Below are 12,705 nucleotides of genomic sequence, written 5' to 3'. Positions count from 1 at the left end.
CAGGCCAGGACTCCCGGATTGGCCTTGGCCGACGGTGCCACCGGCCGCCTAGCGTCACCGGCATGCAGATTCGTATCGTCGACGCCTTCACCGACCGCCCCTTCGCCGGCAACCCGGCCGGGGTCCTGCTCCTGGACGCCTTCCCGGACGACGACCGGCTCCAGAGCGTGGCCCTGGAGGTCAACCACGCCGAGACGGCGTTCGCCCACCCGCTCCCGCCGGGCGGCGAGGCGGACTGGGCCCTGCGCTGGTTCACGCCGGTCGCCGAGGTCGACATGTGCGGCCACGCCACGCTCGCCACGGCCCACGTCCTGCACACGACCGGCGCCCACACGGGCCCGGTGCGCTTCGCCACCCGCAGCGGTGTCCTGGTCGCCACGCCCGCCGCGGACGGCTCGATCACCCTGGACTTCCCGACCGCCCCGCTGACGAAGGTCGAGATCCCGGCCGGCGTCGCCGAGGCGCTGGGCGCCGAGCCGCTCGCCTGCCTCGACACCGGCCCCCAGGTCGGGGACCTGCTGGTGGAGCTCGCCGACGAGAAGGCCGTCCACGCCCTGCGGCCGGACCACAAGGCCCTGGCCGCCTGCTCCAGCCGCGGTGTCATCGCCACCGCCCGCGCCGAGAACCCGGACCTGGGCCATGACTTCGTCTCCCGCTGCTTCTTCCCGAACATCGGCATCGACGAGGACCCGGTGACGGGCAGCGCCCACACCGCCCTGGCCCCCTACTGGTCCGAGCGGCTCGGCCGCACCGCCCTGACCGGCCTGCAGGCCTCACCCCGCGGCGGCCGCGTCCGCACCGAGTTCCGCGGCGACCGCACCCTGCTGAGCGGCCGCGCGGTCACCGTCATCGAGGGCGAACTGCTCGTCTAGGAAAGACGGGAAACAGAGGCAGCACAGGAAGGACGGGAAGAACGGGAAGGAGCGGAACCGGGGTGGTCACGGCGTGGGCAGCCACCCCACCTTCCCCGCCAGCAGCGCGTACCCGACGAAGGCCCCGATGTCGAGCAGGGAGTGCGCCACCACCAGCGGGCCCACCCGGCCCCAGCGCCGGTAGAGGTAGACGAACACCACGCCCATCACCATGTTGCCGATGAAGCCGCCGATGCCCTGGTACAGATGGTACGAGCCGCGCAGCACGGAACTGGCGACGAGCGCGCTGCCCGGCGACCAGCCCAACTGGCCCAGCCTGCGCAGCAGATAGCCGACGACGATGACCTCTTCGAGGATCGCGTTCTGCATCGCGGACATGATCAGCACCGGGTACTTCCACCACACGTCCGGCAGCGCCTCGGGCACCACCGTGAGGTTGAAGCCGAGGCCGCGTGCCGCCAGGTAGAAGGCGATGCCGCTGCTGCCGATCACCGCCGCGATCGCCGCCCCGCGGCCGAGGTCCGGCCACGGGCGGGTGCGGTCGAAGCCGAGGGTCCGCAGCCCCTTCCCCTCACGCATCAGGAAGTGCGCGACGAGGGCGACGGGGACGAGCGCCGTGGCGATGCCGAAGAGCTGCCAGGCGAGATCGAGCCATGGACGGCCCGGCGCGGCCGAGGCGTTGAGGGTCGCCGCCTGGTCCTTCAAGCCTCCTGGTTTGGTCACCGATCCGACAAAACTGATCAGGGCGGACACACCGCTCGCACCGAGCGAAAGCCCCAGAACGAGCAGCGTCTCGTCCCGGAGGATCCGCCGCGGGGGCCGATCCTGCGGAAACGAATCAGCCACCGACCCCGCCTCCACCTGCACACTTGCCTCCAGTTGCATAAAACCGCCGCATACCCACCCCGGTCTCGCTAGGGTCTCGAAAGAAGTTACGAAGATCGTGCGTGACAGACCGTCGGGGGGACGGGCGCCGTACGGGGCGTACCTCCCCTTCGCATGCCGCACGGCGGAAATCCGCCACGGGAGTCGACCGGGAGGGGCACCACCGTCATGGGACGTCACAGCTTGCCCGATGAACGCGGGGCGGGCGGCAGCGACCCCCGTCCTCGCATACGCCGTCGCACGGTGGCCCTCGCGACCGCCCTGGTCCTCACGGTCGCCGGGGGCGCCACGGCGGCCGTGCGCAGCGGTCTGCTCTCCTTCGGCTCGTCCTGCCGGGACCACCCGGTGCGGCTGACCGTGGCCGCGTCCCCCGATCTGGCCCCGGCGCTCACGGTCGCGGCGAAGCAGGCCGAGGACAGCGGCCTCACGTCCGACGGACTGTGCCTCGCGATCACCGTCACGGCACGCGAGTCGGCCAAGGTCGCCGACACACTGGCGGCGGGCAAGGACGCGGCGGCACAGGTGTGGGTGGCGGACTCCGACCTGTGGGTGCAGCGGATCACCGCCGACCGCAAGGCGACCCAGGTGACCCCGGTGGGCAACGTGGCCTCCACCCCCGTCACGGTGGCGATGGTCCCGACGGCGGCGAAGTCGCTGGGCTGGCCGAAGAAGACGTACTCGTGGCCGGAGCTGGCCGCCGCCACCCTCGAGGGCAGCCCCCTGCGGCTGGGCGCGGCCGACCCGGCGCGCAGCGCGACCGGTCTGCTCGCACTGACCCAGGTCGGCGCCGCCACGGCCGGCTCCCAGGACGGCGCCACGCAGACCGCGGCCCTGATGAAGACGCTGTCCCAGCGCACCTCGGACACCGACGCCCAGGTCCTCGACACGCTGCCGCGCGACACCTCGGGCGCCGAGCGGGGCAACCCGAAGCGCAACCAGGCGGTCGTGGTCACCGAGCAGGCCTCGTTCACGTACAACGCCTCGGCGGACGCGGGCACCGGCCTCGACCTGTTCTACCCGAAGGACGGCTCGCCCCGCCTCGACTACCCGTACACGCTGGTCGACAAGACCCGGCTGAGCACCGACGAGAGCCGGGCGGCGATCCGGTTCATGACCTATCTGCGCCGCCCCGAGCAGCAGAAGATCCTCCAGCGACACGGCTTCCGGACGTCCGACTACGACGTCCCGCAGACGGTCGTGACCGCGGCCGGCGGCAGCAGCCCGCAGCCGTTCTCCGAGCCGGCCGCCCGGCCCGCCACGGACACGGCGGTCGAGGAGACCCTGGGGGCGTGGACGATCACGGTGCAGAGCGCCCGCCTCACCACGGTCGTCGACGCCTCCTCGTCCATGTCGGAGCCGGTCCCCGGCACGGGACGCTCACGGATGGACGTCACCAAGGCCTCGCTGCTCCAGGCCCTTGCCACCTTCACGCCGCAGGACGAGATCGGGCTGTGGGAGTTCTCCACCAAGCTGGACGGGGACAAGGACTACCGCGTCCTGGTGCCCACCGAGCCGCTCGGCGCGGCCGCGAGCGGCGGCAGCACACAGCGCGACCGGCTGTCGTCCGCCTTCGGCGGTCTCGCACCGGTCCCGAACGGCGCGACCGGCCTGTACGACACCGCTCTCGCCGCGTACCGGGAGGCCACCGCCTCCTACGTCCAGGGCAAGTTCAACGCGCTGGTCATCCTCACCGACGGCGTCAACCAGGACCCGGGCAGCATCTCGCGGACCACCCTTCTCGCCGAACTCCAGAAACTCGCGAGCCCCCGGCGTCCCGTCCCCCTCATCATGATCGCGGTCGGCCCGGGCGCGGACCGTGCCGAGGCCGACCAGATAGCCAAGGCGACAGGCGGCTCGGGCCAGTCGGTCACCGACCCCTCCCAGATCCACACGGTGATCCTCAAAGCCATCGTGGCGGCGGCGACACAGGGCTCGTGAACCCGACGCCCTCACCCCATGGGCACCGGCTCGGGCAGCCCCACCGGCCAGGTGTGCACCGGCTCCCCCAGATGCATCAGCTCCGCGTAGCGCCGCGTGGTGGCCGCCAGCGCGGCGTCCCGGGACAGCCCGGCGTCCACGGCCCGGTGGAACGTCTCGACCTGCCAGGTCGCCCCGTTGGCCCGTCGTCGGCAGCGCTCCTCGATGACCCCGAGATACAGATCGCGGTCGGCGGGCTCCACCCCCCACCCGTCGAGCCCGGCCTCGGCCAGCGGCAGCAGCTCGTCCCGGACGAGACTCACCGCGTCCACCTCGACCACGCCCCCGAGCCGCCCCCGGCGCGGCCACTGCAGCCGCGCGTCGATGCCGTACCGGCACGCCGCGTCGAAGTTGGCGGCGGCCGCCTCGAACGGCAGCCGGGACCACACCGGCCGGGGCTCCGCGGCCAGGGAGCGGACGACGCCGTAGTAGAAGGCCGCGTTGGCGATCACATCGGTCACGGTCGGCCCGGCGGGCAGGACGCGGTTCTCCACGCGCAGGTGCGGAACGCCGTCGGCGATGCCGTAGACGGGCCGGTTCCAGCGGTAGACCGTACCGTTGTGCAGGACCAGCTCGGCGAGCGAGGGCACCCCGCCCGCGTCCAGCACCTCCAGCGGCTCCTCCGCATCGCAGATCGGCAGCAGCGGCGGGAAGAAGCGCAGGTTCTCCTCGAACAGCTCGAACGCCGAGCTGATCCAGCGCTCCCCGAACCAGGTCCGCGGCCGCACGCCCTGCGCCTGGAGCTCCGGCGGCCGGGTGTCGGTGGCCTGCTGGAACAGCGGGGGCCGCGACTCCCGCCACAGCTCATGGCCGAACAGGAAGGGCGAGTTGGCGCCGACGGCGATCTGCGCGGCGGTGACGGCCTGCGCCGCGTTCCACACCCCGGCGAACCGGTCGGGCGTGACCTGCAGATGCAGCTGCACGGAGGTGCAGGCCGCCTCGGGCACGATCGACTTCGAGGTGCACGACAGTCGCTCCACCCCTTCGATCTCGAGGACGAAGTCCTCTCCCCGGGCGGCCACGATCTGATCGTTGAGCAGGGTGTAGCGGTCGACGTCGGAAAGGTTGGACGTCACCAGGTCGTCCCGGTCGAGAGTCGGCAGAATACCGATCATCACGATTCCGGCATCGACCTCGCCCGCCTTTCGATGGGCATATGCCAGTGACGTACGGAGTTCCTCCGCGAGCCGATCGAAAACCCGACCGCCCAATCGGTGTGGGGCTATGTTGACTTCCAGGTTGAACATGGCGAGTTCTGTTTGGAAATCGCGACTCGCGATTCTTTCCAGAACTTGACCGTTCAGCATTTTCGGCAGACCGTCGGCGCCCGCGAGATTCAGCTCGATCTCGAGCCCCATGAGGTTCTTGGGGCGGTCGAAGCGCTTCTGGGCCAGGAGTCGCTCGAGCCCCGTCAGACACCGCCGGAGCTTTTCCCGGTAGTGCTGACGATCGGACAGGTCGAACGCGCCTGCCACGACCTTCTCCCCCATCGAAGCGTCCCTCCTCGCATGGGCGGACCGGCGATCTCGGCCGCCGGACGTCCGGGTCAGGTCCGGGTCAGGGGGAATGATGCCCAACCCGGCCGATCGATAACGTCCCCCGTCGGGCACGGCGCCCGCTACGCTGACCGAAAGCCGTCGGAGGTGTCCGTTGGCACATTCACCGGGCATGCGGCCGGGCGCCTTTTCCGGAACTCGGCAACTCGTGAAAAACTCCGACGAGAATGGGCCGACCGCTACGCGCGCATAACCCGAGGTCACCGCCGCGCGGCCCACGCTGAATCGGGATGATTCACACGTATCGCCGACCGAATGAACCCTTGCCGAGTGTCCCGCGATCGACTAGACGAAACACAGTCTGAACACGTGTCGTATAAACTCCGCGAACAAGGCAGAGAAGGTTGGCGCCCACAGTCGAAGGAGCCTGTCGTCGAGATGACGGCAGGCCGCTCGCGCACCCGGGCATCCCCAGACCGGCCGCTACCTCTCCGACCCCCGAGAGTTGGCTGACAGCGCCGTCCGCCCACGCCCTCGCGCCACCGTGCCTGTCGAATGAGAGGCGACCCACCATGCCTTTGCTGGTCCCCCCGGCTCCCGCGCCCGCACTTCGCTCCGTCCTCACGGCACTCGGTTCCCCCACGGCCGTCCGCGAGGCTCGTACTCCGTCTCTGCGCACCGCCCAGGGAGACGCCACCCCCGAACTCCCGCTGCCCCTGCACGTCCTGGACGGAATCACCCCGGAAGGCGCGGCCGAGACCCGGCTGGCCGGCTGGCGCTTCCTGATCCGCTGCGGCGACCGCGCCGTGGCCGCGGCCGAGACCCGGCTCACCCCGGACGGCTGGGCGTTCTCGCACTTCTTCGAGGGCCCCTACATCGCCTCCACCGAACGCGCCCTGCGCCAGGCCGAGTCGGCCACCCAGCCGTACCAGGCGCGCCTGCTGTCGGTGCCCGGTCTCTACATGCTCACGCTCTGGCTGCACGGCGACAGCGCCTCGGACGGCACCGCGGGCCATCCCGCCCCGACCGACCTGCTGGTGCCGCTGGCCCCGGCGCCGCCCGGGATCGCCGCCCATCGCGCGCACCGGGTGGCCGAGTTGCTCCCGGTGCTCACCCTCCGGACGACACCCGCGCCGCCTCCGCTGCTCGGCTCGCCCGCCTGATCCACCCGACCCCGTACCCCGTCACCGCGGCCCCGGCGACGGGGTACGGCGCTGTCCGCCGCCGCGACTTCCGCCCGCGTCCGGCCCGGACTAGCCCTATCCGACCACCAGGAACCACCCGAAGTGACAGTGCGGTTGAGATGAACCGCCCGCCCGGGTGACGCGTCATGAACCTGTGAGAGGCGGTGCCGCGAAATGGCTGCGGATCGACCTCCGTGGGGCAACACTGGTTCCGAACGACTTATCACAACGGGGGGCGGCCATGAACGACGTTTCACGCCGCGGGACAGACACCACGACCACCTCACACGACACGCAAGAGCGGAAGTTCCCATCCATGTGCCAACACCAGCCACCGTGCCCGACAGCGACCTCGGCCGACCGGGAGTCCGCCCGCCTCACGGCGCACCACCCGGAGCAGGGCTGGAGCCTGCTGTGCAACGGCGTCCTGCTCTTCGAGGACACCGGTGAGCTCCTGCCGGACGGCCAGGTCATCGCCCCTCACCGGGTCGTGAGCGCCGCCTGAGCACCACCCGGACGGCGCGGGACCGCCGTCCGGAGACATGAGGGGCCGGCCGCAGACATCCCACTGCGAACCGGCCCCGACGCGTGTCCGGGGCCGGTCACTCCCCGTAGTCCCGCGGTCTCTGCGCGATGCGCCCGCCGGCAATGCCTTCCCAGGGCAGCGTGTCTTCCGGAAGACTCCTGGAAGTTTCGGCGCGGCGTCCGGAACGCGGCGACGGAGGTGGGGAAGTGACAGCGGAGGATGCGGCGCCTGTGTCACGGGGCAGGGTCACGATCACGGAGATCGCCCGCCAGGCCGGCGTCTCGGTGCCGACCGTGTCCCGGGTGGTCAACGGCCGCTCCGACGTCTCCCCGTCGACCCGGGCCCGGGTCGAGGACCTGCTGCGACTGCACGGCTACCGCAAGCGCCCCGCCGCCTCCCCCGCCCGCGCCTCCCTCCTCGACCTGGTCTTCAACGACCTGGACAGCCCCTGGGCGGTCGAGATCATCCGAGGTGTCGAGGAGGTCGCCCACGCGGCCGGCGTGGGCACGGTGGTGTCGGCGATCCACGGCCGCTCCGGCGACGCCCGCGAATGGATGCGCAACCTGCGCTCCCGCGCCTCCGACGGCGTCATCCTGGTCACCTCGGCCCTGGAACCCACCCTGCACGAGCAGTTGCGCATCCTGGGCGTCCCGCTGGTCGTCGTCGACCCGATGGGCTCCCCCGCCGCCGACACCCCGACCATCGGCGCCGCCAACTGGGCGGGCGGCCTCGCGGCCACCGAGCATCTGCTGGCGCTGGGCCACCGCAGGATCGGCCTGATCGCCGGCCCGCCCCGGCTGCTCTGCTCCCGCGCCCGCTTCGACGGCTACCGGGCCGCTCTGGAGGCGGCCGGCCTCGGCGTCGACGAGACCCTCGTCGTCCCCGGCGACTTCCACCCCGAGTCGGGCTTCACCGGCTGCACCGCCCTCCTCGACCTGCCCGAACCCCCGACCGCGGTGTTCGCCGCCAGCGACCAGATGGCGCTCGGCGCGATCGAGGCACTGCGCCGGCGCGGCCTGCGGACGCCGGAGGACATGAGCGTGGTCGGTTTCGACGACCTTCCGGAAGTCCGCTGGTCGGCCCCGCCCCTGACCACCGTCCGCCAGCCCCTGGCCGACATGGGCAAACTCGCCGTCCGCACGGTCCTGAGCCTGGCCCGCGGCGAGCGCCCCGACTCGCCACGGGTCGAACTGGGCACGGAGTTGGTGGTGCGGTCGAGCACCGCGCCGCCACGCGCCGCTAGCTGAGCGCCTCCCGGATCGCGTAGTAGGCCGGCTTCGGCACGAGCTGCTCGTCCCAGGGCAGCGCGGCGCCCTGGCCGGGGAAGAACGCCGGGATCCACGAGTACTTGTCGGTGTAGTCCCAGACGGTGATGCCCACGCACCGCCGCACCGCGAGGCACGCCCTCGTCATGTCCCGGTACCAGTCGGCCTGTTGGGCCAGCTTCTCGTCGGTCGCGGGCAGCAGCATCCGTACGTCGACCTCGGTGAGCGCCGTGTCCAGGCCGAGCCGGGCGAAGCGGCGGAGGTTGTCCTCCAGGGTCGTCGGATAGCCGTACTGCAGGGCGAGATGGGCCTGCAGGCCGATGCCGTCGAGCGGGACGCCCTGCGCCCTCAGTTCCTTGGCGAGGGCGTAGTAGGCGTCGCTCTTCGGGCCCACGGCCTCGATGTTGTAGTCGTTGAGGTAGAGCTTGGCCTTCGGGTCGGCCTGGTGGGCCCAGCGCAGGGCGTCGGCGATGTAGCCGGGGCCGAGCGTCCTGTAGAAGATCGTCTCGCGGTAGGTGCCGTCCTCGTTGAACGCCTCGTTGACGACGTCCCAGGCGTAGACCTTGCCCCGGTAGTGGCGCGCCTCGGTCTGGACGTGATTCTTCAGGACGGCCCGCAGCTCGTCCGCCGTCCACTCCCTGCCGGTCAGCCACCCGGGCAGCTGGCTGTGCCAGACGAGGGTGTGGGCGCGGACCTTCTGGTGGTTGGCCCGTGCGAGGTTCACGATCTCGTCGCCGGCCGTCCAGTCGAACACGCCCTGCTGCGGCTCGGTGGCGTACCACTTCATGCCGTTGCCGGGGGTGATCATGTCGAACTCGTCGCCGAGGATCCTGGTGTAGGCGGTGTCGGTGAGTTCGGGGTTGTCGGTGGCGCTGCCGAAGTAGCGGCCGTGGCGCTGCGCGAGGTCGGCGAGGGTCGTCCGCGGCTTTCCGTGCGACGGTTCCTCGTGCGCCTGCGCGGCCGGTCCGCCGGCGACCCCGGCGGCGACGAGGACGGCGGCGAGGACCCCGGCGAGTCTGAGCCGGGTGCGGGAGCTGATGGGCATGGTGCGACTCCTCACGTGCGGGTGGGTGTGGGTGAGCCGTGTCGTACGGGTCCGCGGGCGCGCGTCATCCCTTCGTGGCGCCGGCGGCGAGACCGCCGACGAGCTGGCGCTCGGCGACGGAGTAGAAGGCCAGGGCGGGAACCATGGCGAGGACCAGATAGGCGAACACGCGCGCGTACTCCGCCGAGTACTGCCCCTGGAACTGCTGGACGCCGATCGGGATCGTCCACCAGGTGGGCTCGTTGAAGACCAGCAGCGGCAGGAAGAAGTTGTTCCAGCTGCCGACCACGGCGAGCACGGAGACCGTGCCGAGGGCGGGCCGGGCCATGGGCAGCAGGATCCGCCAGAAGAAGCCGAGGGGACCGCACCCGTCGAGCGTGGCCGCCTCCTCCAGCTCGGCCGGGATCTCCCGGAAGAAACCGCGCAGGATGACGATGGTCACCGGCAGCCCGAACGCGGCCTGCGGCAGGATCACGCCGAGCGGGTTGTCCAGCAGGCCCAGGGAACGCAGCAGCAGGAACAGGGGCAGCGCCGCCACCGCGAAGGGGAACATCAGCCCCATGGTGAACAGGGTGAACAGCACCTCCCGCCCGCGGAACGCGAACCGGGCGAAGGAGAACGCGGCGAGCGCGGACACCGCGACGACCACCACGGTCGTCCCGACGGCGATGAGGGTGCTGCTGCCGACCAGCCGCCAGAACGAACCGGAGCCGAGGATGTCGGTGTAGTTGGAGGTGACCCAGGGGTCGGGCAGCCCGACGGGATTGCGGGAGAGCTGGTCGGTGGACTTGAAGCCGGACAGCACGGCGTAGCCGAGCGGCACGGCCATCACCGCGCCGACGACGGCGAGGACGAGGTGCAGCGGCAGGGTCCGGCCGGACTTTCGGCCGGTCCTGCGGGCGGTCTCGCGGGCGGCGCTCCGGTCGGTCTCGCGGGTTTTCACGCGCCGCCTCCTCGCATGGTCGTGGTGGCGCCCTGCAGGTCGCGGCGGAGCACGAACCGCTGGTAGGCGAGGGCGAAGACGAGGCTGATGCCGAACATGGCCACGCTGATCGCGCTGGCGTAGCCGACCTGGTAGCGCTTGAAGCCGTACTGGAACATGGTCACGGCCATCGTCTCGGAGTGGTGGTCGGGCCCGCCCGCGGTGACGACCCACACCAGGTCGAAGAGCTGGATCGAGCCGATGACCGACAGGAACACGCTGATCCGCAGGGTCGGCGCGAGCAGCGGCAGGGTGATGTTGCGGAACCGCTGCCAGGGTCCGGCGCCGTCGATCAGCGCCGCCTCGGTCAACTCGGCCGGTATGGACTGGAGTCCGGCCAGGTAGAGCATCATGTGGAAGCCGAAGTACTTCCACGTCATGACCAGGAACAGGGTGGCCATGACGGTGGAGGGATCCGCGAACCACTCCCCGCCCACCCCGCCCAGACCGACCGCGCCCAGGACCTGGTCGGCGAGGCCGTCGTCCGGGGCGAAGATCATGCTGAACAACACGCCGGTGATCGCCTCGGAGAGGATGTACGGCGCGAAGAACAGCATCCGGTAGACCGCCCGGCCGCGGATGCGCTGGTTGAGCGCGACCGCGAGGGCGAGCGCGAACGGCAGTTGCAGGACCAGCGAGAGCCCGACCAGGACCAGGCAGCGCCACAGGTCGCCGAGGAACACCGGGTCTTGGAAGAGCCGGGTGAAGTTGTCGCCGCCGATGTAGTCCTCGGGCATGCCGAAGCCGCCCCAGCGGAAGAACGAGGCGTACAGCGCGAACAGCATCGGCAACAGCACGAGCGTGCCGAACAGCACCAGCGCGGGCGCCTGGAAGCCGACGGCGGTGAGCCAGTGCAGCGCCCGGCGCCGCGCCCGCCCCCGGCCCCGGTCCACGGCCGGGGGCGGCAGGTCGACGTCCGGACCGCTGCGCTTGTCCGGGAGAAAGGTGGAGGTCATCGCCGGCTACTGCTCTTCCTTCGCGACCTTGGTGATCGACTCGGTGACCTGCTGGGGCGACTTGGAACCGGCGATGAGGGCGGCGACGCTGTCGTTGACCTCCTGGCCGAGGGCGGGCGCGTACGCCTGGTCGAGGTAGAGCTGGAACCCGGTGGCGGCCTTCAGCTGGGCCTGCACGGCCTTGATGTTGGGGTCGGTGATCGCGCTCTCGGCGGCCGGCACGACCGGCAGCACCCCGGTCTTCTTGACCAGTTCGGTGTCCGTGGCGGCCGAGGCGAAGAACTTCAGGAAGTCGGCGGCCGCCTGTGGGGCGCCCTTGCGCAGGGCGTGTCCGCCGCCCCCGCCGAACACCTCGGTGATCACGCCCTTGCCGCCCTCGACCGCCGGGAACGGGAAGAAGCCGAGGTCCGCGCCGAGCCCCTTGCCCGCGTCGGCCTCCACCACCGGCGCCCACTGGCCCATGAGCTCCATCGCCGCCTTGCCGTTGCCGACGGCGGCGGCCTGGCCGGTCGGGCTGGAGTAGGCGGCGCCGAGGAAGCCCTTCTGGAACGGCTGCAGGTCGACCAGGTCCTGAAGGTGCTGACCGGCCTGGACGAACCCGTCCCCGGTGAAGTCCTTGTCGTCCCCCGCCTTCCCCAGCGCGTCGATCCCGGCGGTGCGCATCGCGAGATACGCCCAGTAGTACATGCCGGGCCACTTCTCCTTGCCGGCCAGGGCCAGCGGGGTGACACCGGCGGCCTTCAGCTTGCGCACGGCGTCGAGGAAGCCGCTCCACGTGGTGGGCGGAGCGCTGATCCCGGCCCGCTCGAAGAGAGCCTTGTTGTACCAGAACCCGATCATGCCGATGTCGAACGGGACGCCGTACACCTTCTCGTCGAGCAGATAGGGCTCCCGGGCGACCGACAGCAGCCCGTCCCCCCACTCCTTCGTCTTCTCCGTGAGGTCCTCGACGAGACCCGCGTCGACCTGCTGCTTCAGGACGCCGCCGCCCCAGGTGTGGAAGATGTCGGGGAGCTTCCCGGAGGCGGTCAGCGCCGTCATCTTCGACTTGTAGGCGTCGTTCTCCAGCTGGACGATCTTGATTTTCACCTTGGGGTTCTGGGCCTCGAACTGTTTGGCCAGTCCGGCCCAGACGTCTTTGGTCGGCTGGGTGGTGGAGATGTTCCACCACTCGATGGTGGTCGTCCCCGACGACCCTCCGTCCGAGTCGCCGCCGCACGCGCTCAGTGCCGTCATGCTCAGACCGGCCGCGGCGGAGGCCGCGAGGAAGCCGCGGCGGGAGAGTGCCGGGTCGCCCATCATGCGCTCCTTGGTAGATCGAAAGTTTCGGTCCAATTCCAGAAAGCTTCGCTGCTGCCGCACCCTAGAGACACCCTCCGACGGGTGGCAACCCCTTGAACACAGGGAATCCAGGGGGCAGTTCAAGAAAGGGGCCCCGCCGAGACCTCGGATGACATCGAAACATTCGAATCCGAAGGCGAACATTACGGAGCGGGCGGCGGCCAAGAGCCGATGGC

11 protein-coding genes are annotated in these 12,705 nt (G+C 70.8%); 5 read left to right on the top strand and 6 right to left on the bottom strand.

The window, feature by feature from the left end:
* The first annotated feature begins 62 nt into the window (after positions 1-62).
* A complete protein-coding gene (locus ABZ725_RS44580) occupies positions 63-872 on the top strand; it encodes a PhzF family phenazine biosynthesis protein (RefSeq protein ID WP_358808080.1) in 810 nt (269 codons plus the stop codon).
* A 66-nt stretch (positions 873-938) separates the two neighbouring features.
* On the opposite strand, the gene ABZ725_RS44575 is transcribed toward ABZ725_RS44580, so the two are convergent.
* Positions 939-1,739: a CPBP family intramembrane glutamic endopeptidase gene (locus tag ABZ725_RS44575; protein WP_351916296.1), complete on the bottom strand. Its 801-nt coding sequence runs from the start codon at positions 1,737-1,739 to the stop codon at positions 939-941.
* A 186-nt stretch (positions 1,740-1,925) separates the two neighbouring features.
* On the opposite strand from ABZ725_RS44575, the gene ABZ725_RS44570 reads away from it, so the two are divergent.
* On the top strand, positions 1,926-3,695 hold the full coding sequence (locus ABZ725_RS44570) for a substrate-binding and VWA domain-containing protein (protein WP_358808079.1): 1,770 nt from the start codon (positions 1,926-1,928) through the stop codon (positions 3,693-3,695).
* 11 nt (positions 3,696-3,706) lie between these two features.
* On the opposite strand, the gene ABZ725_RS44565 is transcribed toward ABZ725_RS44570, so the two are convergent.
* Positions 3,707-5,224, bottom strand: coding sequence for a glutamate--cysteine ligase (locus ABZ725_RS44565; RefSeq protein ID WP_358808078.1), 1,518 nt, complete (start codon positions 5,222-5,224; stop codon positions 3,707-3,709).
* Between the two features lie 578 nt (positions 5,225-5,802).
* Between ABZ725_RS44565 and ABZ725_RS44560 the strand changes: the two genes are divergently transcribed.
* From ABZ725_RS44560 to ABZ725_RS44550, 3 genes are all read left to right on the top strand, one after another.
* Positions 5,803-6,393: a hypothetical protein gene (locus ABZ725_RS44560; RefSeq protein WP_358808077.1), complete on the top strand. Its 591-nt coding sequence runs from the start codon at positions 5,803-5,805 to the stop codon at positions 6,391-6,393.
* 337 nt (positions 6,394-6,730) lie between these two features.
* A complete protein-coding gene (locus tag ABZ725_RS44555) occupies positions 6,731-6,919 on the top strand; it encodes a DUF5999 family protein (RefSeq protein WP_351916224.1) in 189 nt (62 codons plus the stop codon).
* Between the two features lie 227 nt (positions 6,920-7,146).
* Positions 7,147-8,187: a LacI family DNA-binding transcriptional regulator gene (locus ABZ725_RS44550; protein WP_358808076.1), complete on the top strand. Its 1,041-nt coding sequence runs from the start codon at positions 7,147-7,149 to the stop codon at positions 8,185-8,187.
* On the opposite strand, the gene ABZ725_RS44545 is transcribed toward ABZ725_RS44550, so the two are convergent.
* From ABZ725_RS44545 to ABZ725_RS44530, 4 genes are all read right to left on the bottom strand, one after another.
* Positions 8,180-9,250 carry an endo-1,4-beta-xylanase gene (locus ABZ725_RS44545; RefSeq protein WP_358808075.1) on the bottom strand — a complete coding sequence of 357 codons (1,071 nt, stop codon included), beginning with the start codon at positions 9,248-9,250 and terminating at the stop codon, positions 8,180-8,182. The genes ABZ725_RS44550 and ABZ725_RS44545 overlap by 8 nt on opposite strands.
* Before the next feature lie 64 nt (positions 9,251-9,314).
* Positions 9,315-10,079, bottom strand: a complete 765-nt coding sequence (locus ABZ725_RS44540) for a carbohydrate ABC transporter permease (protein ID WP_358808200.1) — start codon at positions 10,077-10,079, stop codon at positions 9,315-9,317.
* Positions 10,080-10,189: 110 nt separating this feature from the next.
* Entirely contained in the window at positions 10,190-11,188 is a 999-nt protein-coding gene (locus ABZ725_RS44535) for a sugar ABC transporter permease (RefSeq protein WP_358808074.1), read from the bottom strand.
* A 6-nt stretch (positions 11,189-11,194) separates the two neighbouring features.
* On the bottom strand, positions 11,195-12,487 hold the full coding sequence (locus tag ABZ725_RS44530; protein WP_358808073.1) for an extracellular solute-binding protein: 1,293 nt from the start codon (positions 12,485-12,487) through the stop codon (positions 11,195-11,197).
* Positions 12,488-12,705 lie beyond the last annotated feature (218 nt).

Origin of the sequence: Streptomyces sp. NPDC006872, from assembly GCF_040635845.1 — a bacterium.
Classification (GTDB): Bacteria; Actinomycetota; Actinomycetes; order Streptomycetales; family Streptomycetaceae; genus Streptomyces.
The sequence above is the reverse complement of the archived record's forward strand: the minus strand, read 5'-3'. Positions and strand labels throughout refer to the sequence as shown.

What these genes read in the sequence shown, in the direction of transcription:
- ABZ725_RS44580 (WP_358808080.1), top strand. Translation starts at nt 63, where the DNA reads ATGCAGATTCGTATCGTCGACGCCTTCACCGACCGCCCCTTCGCCGGC.
- ABZ725_RS44570 (WP_358808079.1), top strand. Translation starts at nt 1,926, where the DNA reads ATGGGACGTCACAGCTTGCCCGATGAACGCGGGGCGGGCGGCAGCGAC.
- ABZ725_RS44565 (WP_358808078.1), bottom strand. Translation starts at nt 5,224, where the DNA reads ATGGGGGAGAAGGTCGTGGCAGGCGCGTTCGACCTGTCCGATCGTCAG.
- ABZ725_RS44560 (WP_358808077.1), top strand. Translation starts at nt 5,803, where the DNA reads ATGCCTTTGCTGGTCCCCCCGGCTCCCGCGCCCGCACTTCGCTCCGTC.
- ABZ725_RS44555 (WP_351916224.1), top strand. Translation starts at nt 6,731, where the DNA reads ATGTGCCAACACCAGCCACCGTGCCCGACAGCGACCTCGGCCGACCGG.
- ABZ725_RS44545 (WP_358808075.1), bottom strand. Translation starts at nt 9,250, where the DNA reads ATGCCCATCAGCTCCCGCACCCGGCTCAGACTCGCCGGGGTCCTCGCC.
- ABZ725_RS44540 (WP_358808200.1), bottom strand. Translation starts at nt 10,079, where the DNA reads ATGGCCGTGCCGCTCGGCTACGCCGTGCTGTCCGGCTTCAAGTCCACC.
- ABZ725_RS44535 (WP_358808074.1), bottom strand. Translation starts at nt 11,188, where the DNA reads ATGACCTCCACCTTTCTCCCGGACAAGCGCAGCGGTCCGGACGTCGAC.
- ABZ725_RS44530 (WP_358808073.1), bottom strand. Translation starts at nt 12,487, where the DNA reads ATGGGCGACCCGGCACTCTCCCGCCGCGGCTTCCTCGCGGCCTCCGCC.